The organism is Dickeya sp. ws52, from assembly GCF_007210685.1.
Taxonomy (GTDB): domain Bacteria; phylum Pseudomonadota; class Gammaproteobacteria; order Enterobacterales; family Enterobacteriaceae; genus Dickeya; species Dickeya chrysanthemi.
This window is the reverse complement of record NZ_SZVX01000007.1, coordinates 195,665-215,321: the sequence shown is the minus strand read 5'-3', so window position 1 is coordinate 215,321 and position 19,657 is coordinate 195,665. Positions and strand designations below refer to the sequence as shown.

General features: G+C 54.6%; 16 protein-coding genes and 1 riboswitch. Of the genes, 7 read left to right on the top strand and 9 right to left on the bottom strand.

Features of this window, described 5'->3' with window-relative positions; genetic code table 11:
- Positions 1-333: 333 nt before the first annotated feature.
- Positions 334-1,206 (bottom strand): glutamate racemase, encoded by an 873-nt coding sequence (murI, locus tag FDP13_RS09140; protein WP_143839260.1) that lies wholly within the window; start codon positions 1,204-1,206, stop codon positions 334-336.
- Complete coding sequence (btuB, locus tag FDP13_RS09135; protein ID WP_143839259.1) at positions 1,151-3,034, bottom strand: TonB-dependent vitamin B12 receptor BtuB; 1,884 nt, start codon at positions 3,032-3,034, stop codon at positions 1,151-1,153. Before btuB ends, murI begins: the two co-directional genes overlap by 56 nt.
- 70 nt (positions 3,035-3,104) lie before the next feature.
- Positions 3,105-3,304: riboswitch (cobalamin riboswitch) on the bottom strand.
- 152 nt (positions 3,305-3,456) lie between these two features.
- Here btuB and trmA point away from each other — a divergent pair.
- Positions 3,457-4,560, top strand: coding sequence for a tRNA (uridine(54)-C5)-methyltransferase TrmA (trmA, locus tag FDP13_RS09130; protein ID WP_143839258.1), 1,104 nt, complete (start codon positions 3,457-3,459; stop codon positions 4,558-4,560).
- Positions 4,561-4,572: 12 nt separating this feature from the next.
- On the opposite strand, the gene FDP13_RS09125 is transcribed toward trmA, so the two are convergent.
- Positions 4,573-4,947: a YijD family membrane protein gene (locus FDP13_RS09125; protein ID WP_012767913.1), complete on the bottom strand. Its 375-nt coding sequence runs from the start codon at positions 4,945-4,947 to the stop codon at positions 4,573-4,575.
- 14 nt (positions 4,948-4,961) lie between these two features.
- Positions 4,962-5,600: an HTH-type transcriptional repressor FabR gene (gene fabR, locus FDP13_RS09120; RefSeq protein WP_027710614.1), complete on the bottom strand. Its 639-nt coding sequence runs from the start codon at positions 5,598-5,600 to the stop codon at positions 4,962-4,964.
- Positions 5,601-5,806: 206 nt separating this feature from the next.
- On the opposite strand from fabR, the gene sthA reads away from it, so the two are divergent.
- Complete coding sequence (gene sthA / locus FDP13_RS09115; protein ID WP_050516148.1) at positions 5,807-7,207, top strand: Si-specific NAD(P)(+) transhydrogenase; 1,401 nt, start codon at positions 5,807-5,809, stop codon at positions 7,205-7,207.
- Between the two features lie 67 nt (positions 7,208-7,274).
- Here the strand turns inward: sthA and oxyR are convergent, their stop codons facing one another.
- Positions 7,275-8,192: a DNA-binding transcriptional regulator OxyR gene (gene oxyR / locus FDP13_RS09110; protein ID WP_012767910.1), complete on the bottom strand. Its 918-nt coding sequence runs from the start codon at positions 8,190-8,192 to the stop codon at positions 7,275-7,277.
- Between the two features lie 161 nt (positions 8,193-8,353).
- On the opposite strand from oxyR, the gene FDP13_RS09105 reads away from it, so the two are divergent.
- On the top strand, positions 8,354-9,085 hold the full coding sequence (locus FDP13_RS09105; protein WP_012767909.1) for a glutathione peroxidase: 732 nt from the start codon (positions 8,354-8,356) through the stop codon (positions 9,083-9,085).
- A gap of 123 nt (positions 9,086-9,208) precedes the next feature.
- Here the strand turns inward: FDP13_RS09105 and metF are convergent, their stop codons facing one another.
- Positions 9,209-10,105, bottom strand: coding sequence for a methylenetetrahydrofolate reductase (gene metF / locus FDP13_RS09100; protein ID WP_012767908.1), 897 nt, complete (start codon positions 10,103-10,105; stop codon positions 9,209-9,211).
- 392 nt (positions 10,106-10,497) lie between these two features.
- Here metF and FDP13_RS09095 point away from each other — a divergent pair, with 392 nt between their 5' ends.
- Entirely contained in the window at positions 10,498-11,172 is a 675-nt protein-coding gene (locus FDP13_RS09095) for a TetR/AcrR family transcriptional regulator (RefSeq protein WP_012767906.1), read from the top strand.
- Positions 11,173-11,368: 196 nt separating this feature from the next.
- Positions 11,369-12,292, top strand: coding sequence for an NADP-dependent oxidoreductase (locus tag FDP13_RS09090; protein ID WP_143839257.1), 924 nt, complete (start codon positions 11,369-11,371; stop codon positions 12,290-12,292).
- 171 nt (positions 12,293-12,463) lie between these two features.
- Here the strand turns inward: FDP13_RS09090 and FDP13_RS09085 are convergent, their stop codons facing one another.
- Both FDP13_RS09085 and metB read right to left on the bottom strand, forming a co-directional pair.
- Complete coding sequence (locus tag FDP13_RS09085; RefSeq protein ID WP_143839256.1) at positions 12,464-14,899, bottom strand: bifunctional aspartate kinase/homoserine dehydrogenase II; 2,436 nt, start codon at positions 14,897-14,899, stop codon at positions 12,464-12,466.
- A 2-nt stretch (positions 14,900-14,901) separates the two neighbouring features.
- Positions 14,902-16,062 carry a cystathionine gamma-synthase gene (gene metB, locus FDP13_RS09080; RefSeq protein ID WP_033577108.1) on the bottom strand — a complete coding sequence of 387 codons (1,161 nt, stop codon included), beginning with the start codon at positions 16,060-16,062 and terminating at the stop codon, positions 14,902-14,904.
- Positions 16,063-16,250: 188 nt separating this feature from the next.
- Here metB and metJ point away from each other — a divergent pair, with 188 nt between their 5' ends.
- Positions 16,251-16,568, top strand: coding sequence for a met regulon transcriptional regulator MetJ (gene metJ, locus FDP13_RS09075; RefSeq protein ID WP_012767902.1), 318 nt, complete (start codon positions 16,251-16,253; stop codon positions 16,566-16,568).
- A gap of 114 nt (positions 16,569-16,682) precedes the next feature.
- Here the strand turns inward: metJ and rpmE are convergent, their stop codons facing one another.
- Positions 16,683-16,898, bottom strand: a complete 216-nt coding sequence (gene rpmE / locus FDP13_RS09070) for a 50S ribosomal protein L31 (RefSeq protein ID WP_012767901.1) — start codon at positions 16,896-16,898, stop codon at positions 16,683-16,685.
- Between the two features lie 275 nt (positions 16,899-17,173).
- On the opposite strand from rpmE, the gene priA reads away from it, so the two are divergent.
- Positions 17,174-19,372, top strand: coding sequence for a primosomal protein N' (gene priA, locus FDP13_RS09065; RefSeq protein ID WP_143839267.1), 2,199 nt, complete (start codon positions 17,174-17,176; stop codon positions 19,370-19,372).
- The last annotated feature ends 285 nt before the right edge of the window (positions 19,373-19,657 follow it).

The following is a 19,657-nucleotide window of genomic DNA, read 5'->3' as shown; positions in this document are numbered from 1 at the left end:
TTTTCCGAAGAAAACGGTGCTCAAAGAATTTACTGTTTATTCGTAATGAATTAACTGTTGTCACTCTTCAAGACTTTCACTAATTTTTTAGTGAAGCGTCCTGCGAGTGCCCACACAGATTGTCTGATTGATTGTTAAAGAGCAGGGCCACTTAATGTGGCCGCGGGTCGCATATATTATGCTTTCCCGAAAAGAAGTCAAGCGATATGCGCCTGATTTCTTACTGAAACCGCGCAGGCGTTTCGCCGTTGCCGTGTCAGTGGAGGCGCATTATAGGGACTTCTTCGTCGCTGACAAGCACTAATTTCAAAAATAATTTCGACCGCTCAATATTCACTCACCCACCGGTGCCAACGGCAATTTTTCAAGTGAATTAAAACCATAACGGCGTAAAACCGGCCAAAGCGCCGCAACTTTAGGAGTGATCGACAGGCAATAAGCCAGGTTTTTCTCTGTTGAGCATTTAGGATTATCCAAATGCTCGATTAACCATGCAGTTCTGCGTGCAATTGCCGAGCCCGAATCCACCAGTCGTGTGCCATCCGGTAACACGCGCTGCAACTCTTCCGCTAATAACGGGAAATGCGTACACCCTAACACAACGGTATCCGGCGGCTCTGCTAACTTCAGCCACGGACGCAGAATTTTGCGCAATACCTCCTCAGAGACGGATTCTCCTTGTAATTTTGCCTCGGCAAACTCAACCAATTCGGCAGAACCTAATAGCAAAATCTGGCAGTCATGCGCAAAACGAGAAATCAGTTCATGAGTATAAGAACGCTGTACTGTCGCCCGGGTTGCCAACAATCCAACTATACCGTTTCGGGTAAGCTTCGCCGCGGGTTTTACCGCAGGAACGACCCCGACAACCGGGAAATCAAAACGCTCACGCAATGCGGGCAGTGAAATAGTACTGGCAGTATTGCAGGCAATAATCACTAAAGATAAGGGATGCTGCTTTTCTACCGCATCAACAATAGAAAGCACGCGCTCGATAATGAATTGCTCAGGCTTTTCCCCGTAGGGAAAAGCCTCATTATCAAAAGCGTAGATATAATGTAAGTCCGGCAGCAATTTGCGAACTTCATCATAAACGGACAAACCACCCACCCCGGAATCAAACACCAGGACCGTGGGGCGGGCGGGTAAATCAGAAACTATAGCTTCCGGTGAGATAATATTCTCGCCCTGCAGTTCGGTAGCCATATACCGTCTCATAATTCTTATCAAACAGGTTGGCTATTCTAGCACGAACTGTCAGATGTGAGGTGACGGGATATGATGCAGCGATATCCCACAAACTCACCCCAGCCAGCTTCACTCTCTCTACCGGCGTGGTATTGAAGTTCTGGTCATAACGTTCGCCCAGATAGTGATAAGTTACCGTCCAGTCCAGATCGTTGAATTGCCAGTCCAAATCATATTTAAATTGTTGTCTGGCTCGTCGGGTCAATATTTGGTTGGTATCGAGATCGCGTGGATCCAAATAATCGTAAGACAATTTATGTGACACAAACCCGGTATCAAATGATGCCGTCGCCTCAACGCCTTGTAAGCGGGCACGGCCTACATTCACATTCGCGAAAGTTGGCGCACTGCCGCTCTGGATTAAATTATCCACATCGTTACGATATGCTGACACATGCCAGTTCACCGGCCCCGTCAAACCTTCAACACCACCTTCCCACTGCTTACTTTCTTCAGGTTTAAGGTTAGCATTTCCAGAAAACGACCCGTAAAGCTGGCTGATTGTTGGTGACTTATAGCCTGTTCCATAAGATGCCAGCAAACGATAACCATCAACGAATTCCCACGCAGCACTGCTCTGCCAGGTGGTATGTTGACCAAACTGGGAACTGTCATCGCTGCGCAGTGCCCCTTCAAGAGTTACCGGGCCGAATGCCTGTAACGCGGTGGTATAAATACCGGTATTACGTAGTTCATAGCCATTAGCGATAAAGTTTGTGCCAGGTTCAGTGGTTTGTTTCTGCCAGTCAACACCCGCGCCGACATTGCCCTTTCCTACCTGAACACTGTTGCCCCACTGAACGTTGTACTGTTGGATATCATCCAGCGTTGCGGAAATATCAGAACGACCAAAACGCGGATCATAGTTATAGTCTTTGCTATGGCTGTAACTGGTAATCAGTTGAGATGACCAAATATCCTGATGGTAACGGAGTCCGCTATCCCAGGATTGGCTATAGAGCTTCCTGGTATCAGGAAATGCCTCCGGCCGATTGAAGCTGGCAGTACCATCGTACGCAGTCCTGTTATCAAAGCCGTATCCGCGAACAAACCCGCTGACATTCTCACTGAACTTATGTTCGACATTACCGTATACCGTTTTGCTCATGAAACCATCACGATCAGGCTGGGCAGGGTCTCCAAACGAATCGGGCAGGTTGGCAACAACATCAAACCCTCTGGTATAGGTGTAATTCCCAGCAAAGGTTGCCAGCGTATTCGCGCCCAATTGCTGCTGGGTGGAGGCATCATGAGATTGATACCCATTGGAACCGATACCTGAGGAAAACGTTGTCCCTTTTTTTTCGCGGGCCGTGATGATATTCACCACACCGCCAATCGCATCCGAACCATAGACGGCTGAACGCGGCCCACGGATATATTCCACTTTCTGAACCAAAGAAATCGGGATTTGACTAATATCGGAAGCACCGCTGACGCCAGCCTGATTAAGTCTAATACCATCAATCAGCACCAACACATGACTTGAAGAAGAACCGCGAATAAACAGAGAATTTAATTGCCCCAGCCCACCACTCTGGTAGAAATCAACACCTGGCAACCGCCGCATCACATCAGTCAAACTTTTCGACTGCCAGCGATCAATATCATCACGCGTCACCACGGTTGTGGGAGCCAGTACAGAGGAAATGGGTTGGGGAAAACGGTTGGCGGTCACCACCATCGCGTCATTATTATTTTGCTGTGTGTTGTCGCTACCTTGCGCCCATCCTGAAAAAGCCGTGGCTATCATCGCCGCCAGCATCGTTATTTTTTTATTAAACATGTTAAGAAGCATCCAAACTGAATTGGCAGGATGCCGCACCCTCATGATCGATAGCACGCGATGACCATGAAACATTGCGACGTATTCCGGCAGGTCTTCGGGCTCGGGTGCTGCCATCAACTGGCATGGCAACGATGACTTCCCATCCGTCAGGACAGTGTCTGTATCATACTATCGTTGCCCATTCCCCTTACCGCTGCGCGTCAGCTCCAGATTTACACTGGATTCCCTTTTCACTTGCGAGGCAAGACCGGACGCCCATGCTACGATCGAGTCAGGTGGATGTCTAGACTTCCATTTTTAGATAAGCGAATCCGTACGGCAAGACTGGACATCCCTTCTGGATGCCCTACAATCGCGCCCTGACAACTATCTGTCACTGTAGCAACATTATCCCAGCCGCTTTTTCAGATGAGACCATCATGACGCCAGAGATTCTGCCCATCGACCAATATGACGCCCAGCTTGAAGAAAAAACCGGGCGCCTTGGTGCCATGATGGCGCCATTCGATGCGCCGGCACCGGCCGTGTTCCGCTCGCCGGTGAGTCACTACCGGATGAGGGCGGAGTTTCGGATCTGGCATGATGGCGATGATCTGTACCACATTATGTTTGATCAGCAGACCAAACAGCGGATCCGGGTCGATCAGTTTCCGGCTGCCAGCGAGCTGATTAATCGTCTGATGCCGGTGCTGCTTAATGCACTGCGCGCCGAGCCGGTGCTACGACGCAAACTGTTCCAGCTAGATTATCTTTCCACCCTGAGCGGTGAAATTGCCGTGTCGCTGCTTTACCACAAAGCGCTGGATGACGAGTGGCGGCAGCGTGCCCGCGAGTTGTGCGATAAGCTGCGCGCGCAGGGCTTTGCCCTACAGTTGATTGGTCGTGCGACGAAAACCAAAATTTGTCTGGATCGGGATTACGTCGACGAATGTCTGCCGGTTGCCGGCCGCCAGATGATTTATCGTCAGGTGGAAAATAGCTTTACTCAGCCCAATGCCATGATGAACATTCAGATGTTGGAGTGGGCGTTATCAGTAACACAAGGCTCGACGGGTGATTTGCTGGAGTTGTATTGCGGCAACGGCAATTTCTCACTGGCGCTGGCACGCAATTTCGAGCGGGTGCTGGCTACCGAAATCGCCAAGCCGTCGGTCGCAGCGGCGCAGTACAATATTGCCGCTAACCAGATTGATAATGTGCAGATTATTCGCATGGCGGCGGAAGAGTTTACTCAGGCGATGAACGGGGTACGCCAGTTCAACCGTCTGCAAGGCATCGATCTGGCTGGTTATCGCTGCGAAACTATCTTCGTCGACCCGCCACGCAGCGGCCTGGATGACGGCACAGTCAAACTGGTGCAGGCGTATCCACGCATTCTGTACATCTCCTGCAACCCGGAAACACTGTGCGCCAACCTGGAAACCTTGAGTCAAACGCACCGGATAAGCCAGTTGGCGCTGTTTGACCAGTTCCCCTATACCCACCACATGGAATGCGGCGTGTTACTGGAAAAACGCCAGTAACGCCATCATCGATTAAGGCGTATTGATGTCATTGCTGTCGGGCTTGCGGGCCCGCAGTTTGACGACCAGCCACAGCGCCAGCACCACGCAAAGGATTGACGGCACAAAATTGGAACCTATCTGCGGGTACTCGGCACGGACAATCGCACTGTAAAGCAACAGGCCGAACAGAAAACACCCCGCCGCCAGCAGTGGCGTTCCTTCAGGCATGGCATGATGCATATAACGCTGATGCAAGCAGTAAACCGACAGCACTAGCGCAATCAGCGGGAAAATGGAAAACGGCACGATAGAACTAAACACAGCAACAAAGGAACCATTTGCGGACAAACCGGCTACCATTGCCAGCACCAACGTGCTTTTCTCTGAATTTATCTGCTCTGTCATGACTTTACCTCTGATTATCCTTCAGGGTAAGAAAACCCTTTACCCTGCTCTTTGCGATACCAGTAATAAGCGCCCTTGGCAATCATACGCAGTTGCAATACTAACCGCTCTTCCAATTGGCGCCGTTGCTCGAGATCGACATCCAGCGCCTCTGCGCCCGCGCTGAAGACGATCGTCACCATCGCTTCCGACTGTGCTTCCGCGAAACTGCGCGGAATATGATTTTCGACTTCAAGATAGTCGGCCAGTTCAGCGATAAAATGCTGAATTTCACGCGCTACCGCAGCACGGAACGCAGCTGACGTACCGGAGCGCTCGCGCAATAGCAGCCGAAAGGCGTTGGGATTGTTACCGATGAATTCCATAAACGTCGATACCGACGTTCTAATCACACTGCCGCCGCTTTTGACGATGCGCTGGCGCGCCTGTCGCATCAGTTGACGCAGCATCAGCCCGCTTTCATCCACCATGGTCAGCCCCAGTTCATCGACATCGCGAAAATGGCGATAAAACGAAGTTGGCGCAATCCCTGCTTCACGGGCTACCTCACGCAAACTCAGGCTGGCAAAACTACGTTCAGCACTTAACTGGCTGAAAGCGGCCTCAACCAGGGAACGGCGAGTTCGTTCTTTTTGTTGTGCTCTGACACCCATTATCCTGCCCGCAGTCATCGGCTCTCCTTAAATCAAGGGAAGCACTATAACAAACTTTACTTGCTACATACTGCGCCAAAGTTTGTCATAGTAAAAATGTGATCCTGGGTTCCCATACAAATATCAGGGATGATTGGGTTATCATCTGGACGATGTTACAATCGCGTTAGTAACTTGTATAAAAACAGGTGGTTCCTACCATGTCCATACAACAGCAATACGATTACGATGCCATCGTGATTGGTTCAGGTCCGGGTGGTGAAGGGGCGGCCATGGGGCTCGCCAAGCAAGGGGCGAAAATTGCCGTGATAGAACGGCATTACAACGTCGGCGGTGGTTGTACCCATTGGGGAACCATTCCTTCCAAAGCGTTGCGACACGCCGTCAGCCGTATCATCGAATTCAATCAAAACCCGCTTTACAGCGATAACGCCCGTGTCATCAGCACCTCATTCTCCGATATTCTACGCCACGCCGACAGCGTGATCGGCCAGCAAACCCGTATGCGTCAGGGCTTCTACGAACGTAATCACTGCGAAATATTTTCCGGCGAAGCACGGTTTATCGATGCGCACACCATCGCGGTGTATTACCCGGATGACACCCACGACACGCTAACCGCCGCGAATATTATTATCGCCACCGGTTCACGGCCTTATCATCCAGGCGGAGTAGACTTCGACCATCCCCGCATCTACGACAGCGATTCTATTCTCGATCTGGATTATGAACCTCAGCACGTGATCATCTACGGCGCTGGGGTGATCGGCTGCGAATACGCATCGATCTTCCGGGGACTCAATGTAAAAGTCGATTTGATCAACACCCGTGATCGCCTGCTGGCGTTTCTTGATCAGGAGATGTCCGACGCGCTGTCCTATCACTTCTGGAATAATGGCGTGGTGATTCGCCACAATGAGGAATTCGAGCGCATCGAAGGGCTGGACGACGGTGTCATCATTCACCTGAAATCCGGTAAAAAGATGAAGGCGGATTGCCTGCTCTACGCCAACGGGCGTACCGGCAACACTGAAACGCTGGGGCTGGAAAATGTCGGGCTGGAAACCGACAGTCGCGGTCAGTTGAAAGTGAACAGCATGTACCAGACAGCCCAGGCACATATCTATGCCGTGGGTGATGTGATTGGTTACCCCAGTCTGGCATCAGCTGCCTACGATCAGGGCCGCATCGCCGCGCAAGCCATTACCAAAGGCGATGCCAGCGCACATCTGATCGAGGACATTCCCACCGGCATTTACACTATCCCGGAGATCAGTTCCGTCGGCAAAACCGAGCAGGAGCTCACGGCCATGAAGGTGCCGTATGAAGTGGGCCGCGCCCAGTTCAAACACCTGGCGCGGGCGCAGATTGTGGGAATGAACGTCGGTAGCCTGAAAATCCTGTTCCATCGTGAAACCAAGCAGATTCTGGGTATTCACTGCTTCGGCGAGCGTGCAGCCGAGATTATTCATATCGGCCAGGCCATCATGGAGCAGAAAGGCGAGGGCAACACGATTGAGTACTTCGTGAACACCACCTTCAACTACCCGACCATGGCGGAAGCCTATCGGGTAGCGGCGCTGAACGGCTTAAACCGGTTATTTTGATAACCGGCGTATTTCCTCAAAACAGACGCTTAATCGGACAAACTGTTTGATTAAGCGGACTGTTTAATTAAGCAGACTGCGCCGACAGCTTTTCCATGTGAAGTTGCATGTGTTCGCGCACCGAATCGGCCAGTTGTTCATAACGGCCGCGTAACGGCGAGCCCGGACGATACACCAGCGCGATGGTGCGTTTGGGCTCCGGTTTATAGCAAGGCAGATAGCACACCCCATCGCGTATCCGCTCCTGCGGTACCGCCAGCGACGGCAGTAACGTAATACCGCTGCCCGCCGCGACCATGTTACGCAGCGTCTCCAGGCTGGTGGCGCGAAAATGGGTATCTTCATCCGCGCCGGCCTGAAAACAGAAGCCCATCGCCTGATCGCGCAGGCAGTGACCGTCTTCCAGCATCAGCAGTTTTTCGCCCGACAAATCGGACATCGCGACCCGCTCGCGATTCGCCCAGGGGTGATCCTGATAAATCGCCAGCTTCATCGGCTCATCAAACAACGGCACTTCGATAAAGGCTTCCGACTCTTTCACCATCGCCAGAATGGCGCAATCCAGCTTGCCGCTATCGAGCTGGGCCAACAACTGATGAGTCTGGGCTTCGTGCAGGTACATTTCCAGCTTCGGGAAAGTACGATGCAACATCGGGATAATCTGAGGTAGCAGATAAGGGCCGACGGTCGGAATCAGGCCGATATGCAGCGGGCCGGACATGGTTTCGCCCTGCTGGCTGGCCATCTCCTTCAACACCTTCACTTCGCGCAATACGGTTCTGGCTTGCTCCACCAGCAGCAGCCCCGCCTGAGTGAACAGCACCTTGCGGCTGGTTCTCTCCAGCAGCATCACGCCCAGTTCGTCTTCCAGCTTACGAATCTGACCACTCAGAGTGGGCTGACTGACATGGCAGGAATCTGCTGCGCGTCGAAAATGGCGGTGCTCCGCCAGCGCCACCAAATACTCTAAATCCCGAATATTCATGCCCTGAGTCCTCTAAACATGATAGTCCCTAGCGATAGATAGGATAGCAACGAACGATTAGTCCTATCAAGCTTTGATGATGAATAATGTCTCTAACAACCGAGTCCTGATTACTGACGGATTCAGCCAGACAGAACTTTTCGACTAATAGAGACTGAAAAATGTTTGTAAGCCAAGAAGGCAAAAAAATTCCGTCAGTAACTTTCCATACCCGCCAAGGGGATCAATGGGTTGACGTGACGACAGAGGAACTCTTCAGCAACAAAACCGTCGTCGTCTTTTCCCTGCCGGGGGCTTTTACACCAACCTGTTCTTCCAGTCATTTGCCACGCTATAACGAGTTGGCTGCGGTATTCAAGCAATTTGGCGTTGATGCGGTGTTATGCGTATCCGTAAACGACACTTTTGTGATGAACGCCTGGAAAGCCGACCAGGATGCAGAAAATATTACGTTTATTCCCGATGGCAACGGCGAATTCACCCGCGCCATGAATATGCTGGTCGAAAAAGCGGATCTGGGCTTCGGCCCTCGCTCCTGGCGCTACTCCATGCTGGTTCGTCACGGCATGGTGGAGAAAATGTTTGTTGAACCCAACAAGCCGGGCGACCCGTTTGAAGTTTCCGACGCCGACACCATGCTGAAGTACCTTGCTCCCCACTATAAGGTTCAGGAATCTGTTTCACTGTTTACCAAACCCGGCTGCTCGTTTTGCGCCAAAGCCAAACAGTTGCTACAGGATCGCGGTATTCAGTACGAAGAAATCATGCTGGGTAAAGATGCCACCACGGTGAGCCTGCGGGCAGTGACCGGACGTAGCACCGTTCCCCAAGTATTCATAGGCGGCCGCCATATCGGCGGCAGCGAAGAACTCGAAACATTCCTGACCACATAAATTTCTATAAAGCCAACGAAACTTTGGCGGGCTTCGGCCCGCCCTTTTTTTCTTCCACCTTAAACATAAACGCCCGCCCGGAGATATCCGGGCGGGCGTTTGACATGATAATGGGTCAGGAAATCAGGCCAACGTCGCCGGGCGCACGCCCAAGGTATGGCAGATGGCATAACTCAGTTCTGAACGGTTCAGGGTATAGAAATGGAAATCTTTCACACCCTCACGGCTGAGGATCTTCACCATATCCATCGCAATCGACGCACCGACCATCTTGCGGGTTTCCGGGTCGTTATCCAGCCCTTCAAACATGGCGGTCATCCAGTTTGGCACACGTACGTTGGTCATGGTGGCGAAACGTTGCAACTGCTTGAAATTCGATACCGGCAGAATACCGGGTACGATTTCCACATCAATACCGGTCGTGACGCAGCGGTCGCGAAAACGCAGATAGCTTTCCACGTCGAAAAAGAACTGCGTGATGGCACGGCTGGCACCGGCATCAATCTTACGTTTGAGATTGATCAGATCCGCTTGCGCGCTTTTCGCTTCCGGATGAACTTCAGGATAAGCCGCGACCGAAATATCAAAATCCCCCACTTCCTTGAGCAAGGTGACCAGATCAGAAGCGTACATCTCCGGTTTACCCGCGCCCGGCGGCAAGTCACCGCGCAGGGCGACGATGTGGCGGATGCCGCTCTGCCAGTAGTCCTGGGCAATGGCTTTCAATTCATCGCGGGACGCATCGATACAGGTCAGGTGCGGCGCAGCTTCCAAACCGGTACGTTCCTTGATGCCTTTAATAATGCTGTGGGTGCGGTCACGTTCGCCGGAATTGGCGCCATAGGTCACCGACACGAATTTGGGTTTCAGGCTGCTGAGGCGGTCAATCGAGTTCCACAGCGTTTCTTCCATCTCGCTGGTACGCGGTGGGAAAAACTCAAAGGAAACGTTAATCCGGCCCTGCAATTCCGCCAGATTCTGGTTAAGCGCTTCCTGATGGTTCGCGTGGAAAAAGCTCATATCCTTACCTCGATTCGCCATTATCATCGTTATTTTCTACAAACGTCTATACGTTTAGACGTCTATATAGAAAATGACCGAATCCGCTTAAAGAGTCAACGCTTTTCAGCGTGATAAATGCTGATGTTTGTTCATGCAAGATGAAGGAAATTCATGATCGTGAATCACGCATCATCATGCTTATCACCAAGAAATACCCATAAACTGTAAGGAATACAGATTCAGTATCGGCAAAAAGCGTATCCCTTGCCACCGGTGCGCTCAATTTGTAAGAAACGGCTATCGACATAACGGACGCCGGCATCGTCATCCAGCACAAATAGCATACTTGCCACCCTCAAATGGTATGGTACATTACCATACATAAATGACGCAAAAAGTGAGCAATACACATGGCACCACAGACTGCCCCCACACACCGCACAGCCAAAGGTGCGCAACGGATTCATGACCTGATTGTTGTCGCGGCTGAACAGTTTCTGGAACATGGGTTCGACACGGTTGCCGTTGATGATCTGATAGCCCGCGTCGGTGGTTCGCGCCGCAACATTTATAGCCACTTCGGCGGTAAAGAAGGGTTATTTCACGCGGCCATGCTCCATGTGTGTGAAGAGATGGCGAAACCGCTGGATCAATTCACGATAGAAGGACGTGAGCCTGACGAGGTGTTGCCCACTTTCGGGCGTGAACTGGTACGCACCGCGCTGTCGCCTCGTACGCTGGCCGTACACCGGATTTTGACCAACGAAGGCAATCGCTTCCCGGAAATCGCCCAGGCGATGCTGGCGGCCAGTTATCTTAAAATCCTCGACAAACTGGCAACCTGGATCGCAGCCCACCAGGCAAAACCGGCGAGTAAAATCAGCACTCGGCTCCCGGCCCGCGTGCTGGCCGAAAAGTTCATTAGCATGACGTCCAGTGACGTGAAGCTACGCGCAATTGTCGGCCTGGTACATCCCCCACTTTCGGACACCGAGATCGACGACATCGTGAGTAGCGCCGTCCATACCTTTCTCTACGGCGTAGCGGTACAACCACCACGAGAACACGACAGCCAGAACGGATAATCCATACACGGGAACGTCTCTTCCTGCAAATCTGCTTCGCACTTGTCAGGAGACGGTGCCCGTGCCGCGGACTTTTCCCGGCTTAAATGGTCAGGCTCCGGTTACATACGAAATATCTGGGGATCGCCGTACCTGTCACAACAACTTCGCAGAAGACCTTCGCGTCTTCGTATCACTCACCTTTGGAGCATAAACGATGAAAGCCATACGCATTCACCATTTCAACGACATGCCTGCCATCAAAGAATCCCCCGTGCCCGATATCGCCGCCGACCAGGTGCTGATACGCGTTCAGGCCGCCGCGCTCAACCCGCTCGATACGCTGGTGGTATCAGGTTTTGCCCAGCACTTTTTCGATATTGAGCTACCGATCACGTTGGGTACCGACTTCGCCGGTACGATCGAGCGCGTCGGTTCCGCCGTCAGCCAATGGAAAAGCGGCGACCGGGTGATCGCCTGGTCTGATGCCGGCATCAGCGGCGGGCTGGCTGAATTCGCAGCCGTACCCGCCAGCGCCTGCGCACCATTGCCGTCGAGCCTGTCGGCCGCCGAGGGAGCCGCTATTCCGACTGCCGGCATCACGGCGTGGCACGCGTTGTTTTCCACCGCTGGCCTGAAAGCCGGGGAAACCGTATTGATCCATGCCGGTGCCGGAGGCGTAGGTACTTTCGCCATCCAGTTCGCGCACAAAGCGGGGGCACACGTCATCGCCACCGCCTCTGGCGATGGTCTGGCACTGGCGCACAGTCTGGGCGCAGATAAAGTGATCGATTACAAGGCGCAAGATTTCACCACTGAAATCTCCGGTGTGGATGTCGTGCTCGACCTGGTCGGCGGCGAGACACAAACCCGTTCTTATAAAGTCCTGCGCACTGGCGGCCGACTGGTCTCCACCGCGATGCCGCCGGACGAAACGACCGCCGAAGCGCACGGCGTCACCGCCACTATTTTTTACGCCAAGCCTTATGCTGACCAACTGGGTGAACTCACTGAAACGATAGCCGAACAAGGCATGAAGGTCGTCATTGACCGCAATGTGCCGCTTGAGGCGTTCGATGAGGCCTGGGCTCGGCTGATGTCCAGACAGGCGCGCGGCAAGGTCATCGTCTCGTTGTTCTGATTAGCCCTGTTCCGCCACAACAAGATGTAGACGCGGCGACAAGGAAACGTTGCCGCTAATCGTCAGGAACACGAAACCGTTATCTCCGACTCCAGACACTGAAGCCCGCTGTTGCGGGCTTCAGTGGTAATCCTCAGATGATGGCAGAGCAGGCAGCGCCGCCAGAAATGATCACAGCAGTTGCGCCAGACGGTTGAGATCCGACTGAATCGCCCCTGCCGTCACATCACGGCCGGCACCCGGCCCACGAATCACCAGCGGGTTATCGCGATACCAGCGGCTTTCGATGGCGAACACATTATCGCACGGCAACAACGCCGCCAGCGGATGATCCGCCCGCACGGCCTCTACGCCTACGCGCGCCTTGCCGTTGACATCGAAGCGGGCGACATAGCGCAGCACCAGCCCCATCTCGTTGGCAGCCTCCAGCCGTTGCAACATCTGCTGATTCAGCGGCTCACCGTCTTCAAAGAACTGATCCACCGAGCCGTTCTCGCATCCGGCAGGCACCAGCGACTCCACCCGTACCTGATTAGGTTCGATCTCGTAACCGGCTTCGCGCGCCAGGATAACCAGCTTGCGCATCACATCCTGGCCGGAAAGATCAACGCGCGGGTCCGGCTCGGTCAATCCTTGCTGCCAGGCTTGGTCCACCAGTTCGGTAAAAGGCACCGTGCCGTCAAACTGCAAGAACAGCCATGACAGCGTACCGGAGAAGATGCCGCTGATAGCCAGAATGCTGTCGCCGCTTTCACGCAAGTCCCGCACCGCATAATTCACCGGCAACCCGGCGCCAACGGTGGCGTTGTACAACCAGTGACGCCCGGTTTTGGCGAACGCGTCGCGGATCTGGCGGTAATTATCGCCGCCGGACGCGCCCGCCAGTTTGTTGGCGCTGATCACATGGAAACCATAGCTGGCGAAATCCAGATAGAGATCGGCAACCGACTGGCTGGCGGTAACATCCAGCACCACCAAATCGTCATACGGATGGGCTCGCATCCACAGGAACAGCTCATCGTCGTCACGCTCTTGCGCTTCGTCGCCAAAGAAGGCCAGCACGCGGCCGGCATCCAGCCCTTCGTAATCCAGCAGGCTGCGGGAACTGTCCACCACGCCCGCCAGCGTGAACTCAAAACCGGTGCGCGCCGAAATCAGGCTCTGCTCACGGGCGAACAGTTCCAGCCAGCGTGAACCGATATTGCCTTTACCAAACAGCACCAGGCCGATGCGTTTTTCCGCCCGGAACAGAGAATGATGCAGACCACGCACCAAATGCTCGGTCGGGCCGACGCGCAGCACCGCCACCAGGCTGATCTCGTCTTCCGCCTGCCAGACAAACTCGATCGGCTGGTCACGCAGTTGCTGGTAAAAACGATGGCTATGCAACGGGTTACGGCAAACACCGGCTCCCACCAGCGCCACCAGCGCCAGCCCTTCGCGCAGATGCAGCGATACCGGCAGCGCCGCCTGTTCCAGCACTTGCCAGGCGCTGTGCACCACTTCCGAGGTGTAACACAGTTGCAGCAGGTTGCGGTCCTGATGTACGCCGAGCGCCAGCGGCCGGATTTGAGATTTTTGCAGCAGTTGTTCGACGTCTTTGTGCATACGGGCGAAATCGTGATCCACCGATACACCGATCTCAATCAGGCAAACATCATCGTGACTGGTGACGATCTTGGCGCCGGTGCCGGAGGCCAGTACGCGCTCAATACGGGTCGACCCTTGCTCAGGCTGGTAGCTGCAACGTAGTTGCAGGTCGATATCACTGCCGGAAACCGGCTGCAGGGTACGGGCATGGAGTACCGGCGCCGCCAGACGAGCCAGCTCGCTGGCTTCATCCAACCGCAGCAACGGCAACAGGCAGGCGTCTTTAACCTTACGTGGGTCGGCGCTGTAAACACCCGCCACATCACTCCAGATAGTCACGCGCTCGGCACCGGCCAGCGCACCAATCTGCGTGGCGGAATAGTCACTGCCGTTACGCCCCAGCAGAACGGTTTCGCCCACCTCGTTGCTACTGATAAAACCGGTGATGACCAAACGCTGCCCGGCATGTTGGGTCAGCAGTTGCTGCAATAGCGGCCAGGAGCGGCCTTCATCGACTTGCGGTTGCGCCGCACGCTCAGCGCGCAGGAAGGTGCGAGCATCCAGCCAGGCCGCCGGCAGGTTTTTCTGATTCAGGACCGCCGCCATCAGGCGGGCTGACCAGATTTCACCATGCCCGACCACTTCGGCATACGTTGCCTCAGTCATCTTGCCATCCAGCAACGCCGCCAGACGTTCCAGATCGCGAATGAATTCATTAATAAGCGGTGCTGCCGTTTCAGCCGGCAGCAAACCGGAAATCAGCTCGCTTTGATAACGACGTAGCGATTGCTGTACCTGATGAGCGGAAATCCGATCCGACTGGCTGAGGTTCAACCAGCTAATGAGCTGATTGGTGGTGCTGCCTGCCGCCGATACCACCATTAAATCGCCAGCCTGGCTGTAATTGGCCATGATGCCGGCGACACGCTGATAACATTTCACATCAGCCAGGCTGCTACCGCCGAATTTGTGCAGTTGCCGTCCCTTCACGGCCGCTGCTATCCCTAACGCACTCATTGTTACCTCTTGGCTGCTGCCTGAAATGCTCTGTCCAGAGAAGCGACCAAATCGTCGCCGTCTTCAATCCCGACAGAAATACGCAATAACGTCTCCGAGATACCGGCGGCGGCGCGTGCTTGCGGCGCCATGCCGGCGTGAGTCATGGTAGCTGCGTGAGAAATCAGGCTCTCCACGCCGCCCAACGATTCCGCCAGCGTGAACAGATCCAGCGCGGACAGAAAGCGACGCAGGGTATCTTCATCGCCATCCAGCTCAAAACTCAACATCGCGCCAAAACCAGACTGCTGCCGACAGGCGATCTCATGACCGGCATTCCCGGGCAAAGAAGGATGATACAACGCCTTGACCAGTGGCTGATGCCGTAAATACTCCACAATTTGCAGTGCATTCTTCTGCGCCATCGCCATACGCGGGGACAGGGTACGCAGACCGCGCAGCAACAGGTAGCTGTCAAAAGCCGCCCCGGTCACGCCAATATTGTTGGCCCACCAGGCCAGATCCGTCACCACCGCCGGGTCACGGGCAATCACCGCTCCCGCCACCACGTCGGAATGACCGTTAAGATATTTAGTACAGGAATGCACCACCAGGTCCGCCCCCAGCGTCAGCGGATTTTGCAACGCCGGGCTCAGGAAGGTGTTATCCACCACGCTCACCGCCCCCACTTCACGCGCGGCCTGACAGATAGCGGCGATATCCACGACGCGCAGCAATGGGTTGCTGGGGCTTTCCACCAGCACCAGTTTCGGTTTTTCCGCCAACGCCGCCTTCAGGTCGGCCTCATTGCCCTGATCGACGAATTTCACCCGAAAAGCGCCGCGTTTGCTCAGGCTGTCAAACAGACGATAACTGCCGCCATAGCAATCATGCGGGGCCACCAATAAATCGCCAGGGCGCAGGAATACCGTACAAACCAGCAAAATCGCCGACATACCGCTGCTGGTCATCACCGCGCCCGCTCCACCTTCCAGCTCTGCCAGCGCCCGCTGGACGACATCACGCGTCGGGTTGCCGCGCCGGGAATAGTCATGCGCTCTGGGTTCATTAAAACCGGTGAAATTGTAGGTACTGGAGAGATGGATCGGGGGAACAACGCAACCGAACTGCTCGTCATTGTTTAACCCACTGCGGACTGCGATAGTAGCCTGTTTACGCGTCATCGGTGCTTTTCCTGACTGGAAGACTGAAGTAGAGAAGTTAAAGAGTAAACCCGGACAATATAGACGTCAATACATCTGGACTTCTAAACTTCTTTGCGTATAGATTGAGCATCCCTATAATAATCGTTAGAATTATGGTGTTTTGTGGCAGTGACTGTTTTTATCACGATCAATATTTAAGGTATCCCATGGCTGAGTGGAATGGCGAATATGTAAGCCCATACGCTGAACACGGCAAGAAGAGCGAGCAGGTTAAGAAGATCACCGTATCTATCCCTTTGAAGGTATTGAAGATACTGACAGACGAGCGTACCCGTCGTCAGGTCAACAACCTGCGTCACGCAACCAATAGCGAGTTGCTGTGCGAAGCGTTTCTGCACGCTTTTACCGGCCAACCCTTACCCAATGACGATGACCTGCGTAAAGAACGCGGCGATGAAATTCCTGAGGCCGCCAAAGCGATTATGCGTGAAATGGGGATTGACCCGGATACATGGGAATACTGAGCAGACCGCCCGGTTAATGGGAAAGGACGACAGAAACAACAAAGGCACCCGCAGGTGCCTTTGTTTTGACGAGAAAACCGGTTAGCCGATTTTCCGTCCCGGCGCAGAGGCCAGTTATTTTTTGGTGCCCGGGACGCTGAAGCGTTTGTTGAAACGCTCAACACGACCACCGGTGTCAACCACACGCTGCTTGCCGGTGAAGAACGGGTGGCAAGCGCCGCACACGTCCAGGTTCAGGTCGTGAGCAACGGTAGAACGGGTTTTGATGACGTTACCGCAAGAGCAAGTAGCGGTAATTTCAACGTAATTCGGGTGAATACCTTCTTTCATGGGAAACCTCTGTTTAAGGCCGTGTCGCTATCCGGCCCTGTTCCGCCAGACACCACACGAAGTTGAGTGAAATGTTCTTCATACCACAAGGTACAAAGGCGGCGGATCATACAGAAATTAACCACCTGATGCAATTGGATCCGTGCCGGGATCGCGGCGACGCGTCAACACAACACCGGCAAGATTGCACAATGTACTCGCGCACAGTACCGTGACGGCAGACAAACCCTCATGCACGACCGAAAACCTTCATGACCTATTTGAACGCAGAGACCATGCCCGTTGTTCAGGTTGCCTTGCCGGTACCGCTGACGCGAACATTTGATTACCGGTTGGCGCCGGGCGTGACGCCACCGGTAGCCGGCGTGCGGGTAAGCGTTCCCTTCGGCAACCGCAAGATGATCGGCATCGTGACGTCGCTGAGCGCCGGCAGCGAACTGCCGCTGGCACAACTCAAACCGCTGCATGACGTACTCGACGACGCTCCGCTATTTCCTGACAGCCTGTGGCGCATTCTGCTGTGGGCGGCGGAGTATTATCATTATCCGCTTGGTGAAGTGTTGTTTCACGCCCTGCCGATTTTACTCCGACAGGGAAAACCGGCGCACAGTGCGCCGCTCTGGCAATGGTTTGCCACCGAGCAAGGGCGCGCCACACCGCTGAATGCGCTGAAACGCGCGCCGAAGCAACAGCAGGCGCTGGCCTCGCTGTTACAGGGGCCAATTTATCGTCATCAGGTGGCGGAAGCCGAACTGACCGAAGCCGCGTTGCAGGCGCTACGCGAAAAAGGACTGAGCGAGCTGCGCGCGCAGCCCAGGCACGTGCAGGACTGGCGTAATACTTTCAGCCTCGCGGGCGAACGCCTGCGTCTCAATACCGAACAGGCCACCGCGGTCGGCGCCATACGCAGTGAAGATGACCATTTTGCCGCCTGGCTGCTGGCGGGCATCACCGGTTCCGGCAAAACCGAGGTTTACCTCAGCGTGCTGGAAAATATCCTGGCACAAGGCAAACAAGCCTTGGTGTTAGTACCGGAAATCGGCCTGACGCCGCAAACCATCGCCCGTTTTCGCGATCGGTTCAACGCCCCGGTAGAAGCGCTGCACTCCGGTCTGAACGACGGCGAACGGCTGTCGGTATGGCTGCGAGCGCGGCAAGGTGAATCCGCCATCGTGATCGGCACGCGTTCCGCACTGTTTACCCCCTTTGCCCGGCTGGGGCTGATCGTCATCGACGAAGAGCACGACGGCTCTTACAAGCAACAGGAAGGCTGGCGTTACCATGCTCGCGATCTGGCGGTGTTCCGCGCCCGACAGGAAAATATTCCTATCGTGATGGGGTCCGCCACGCCCGCATTGGAAACGCTCTATAACGTACAGATTGGCAAATACCGCCAGCTACGTCTGAGCAAACGCGCCGGCAATGCCAGACTGGCGCAGCAACACTTGTTGGATTTGAAAGGGCTACCGCTGACCAGCGGCTTGTCGCAGCCGTTGATAAACCGCATCCGCCATCATCTGGCCGAAGACAATCAGGTCATTCTGTTCCTGAATCGTCGCGGTTTCGCGCCGGTGGTGCTGTGCCATGAATGCGGCTGGATCGCCGAGTGCCAGCGTTGCGACAGCTACTACACCTTGCACCAACATCAGCGGATGATGCGCTGCCACCATTGCGACAGCCAACGCCCGATACCGCAGCAGTGCCCGCAGTGCGGCTCCACCCATCTGGTGCCGGTAGGTCTGGGGACCGAACAATTGGAACAGGTATTACCGGCGCTGTTTCCCGACGCCCCCATCACCCGAATCGACCGCGATACCACCAGCCGCAAAGGTGCGCTGGAACAGCAACTGGCGCAGGTTCGCCAGGGTGGCGCCCGCATCCTGATCGGCACCCAGATGCTGGCGAAAGGGCACCATTTCCCCGACGTCACGCTGGTCGCGCTGCTGGATGTCGACAGCGCGTTGTTCTCCGCCGACTTTCGCGCTACCGAACGCTTCGCCCAGCTCTATACTCAGGTATCCGGGCGCGCCGGGCGCGCAGGCAAAGCGGGTGAAGTCGTACTGCAAACGCATCACCCGGAGCATCCGCTGCTGCAAACATTGCTACATCAAGGCTACGACGCCTTCGCCGGCCAGACGTTAAAAGAGCGCCAGAGCGTCTTCCTGCCGCCGTTTACCAGCCATGTGTTGTTCCGGGCGGACGATCATGATAATCAGCAGGCCAGCCTGTTCCTGCAGCAGTTGCGCAATCTGCTGGAAGCCAGCCCGCTGCGTGACGACGCGTTGTGGCTGATGGGACCGGTCCCCGCATTGCAGCCGAAACGTGCCGGACGTTTTCGCTGGCAACTGCTGTTGCAACACCCATCGCGCGCCACGCTGCAACGGCTCATTCGCAACTCGATGCTGCTGATCGATACGCTGCCGCAAACGCGCAAGGTGAAATGGGTGATGGACGTTGACCCGACCGACAGTTGAGCCGATTCTGCGCCGCCGAAATACCCGATGCCAGCAGTGGCGGCGTTTTTTGCGAACAATGCCGAAAAACCGATAATTCAGGCGGCACAGAAGTAAATTATTCGATAAATCCTGGACGCAATCTGTTAAGAGTGATGCCGGAAGCAGTATGCTGATCAGGCAGTTGGCACACCACCCAATACCTGACATAACCGCACTTGCCCATACAGCGGAACAGACATTCTGTAAAACGGCGGCCGACCGATAATAACAACGGCCCCCCTGACTACAGCGCCAGTAAACGCT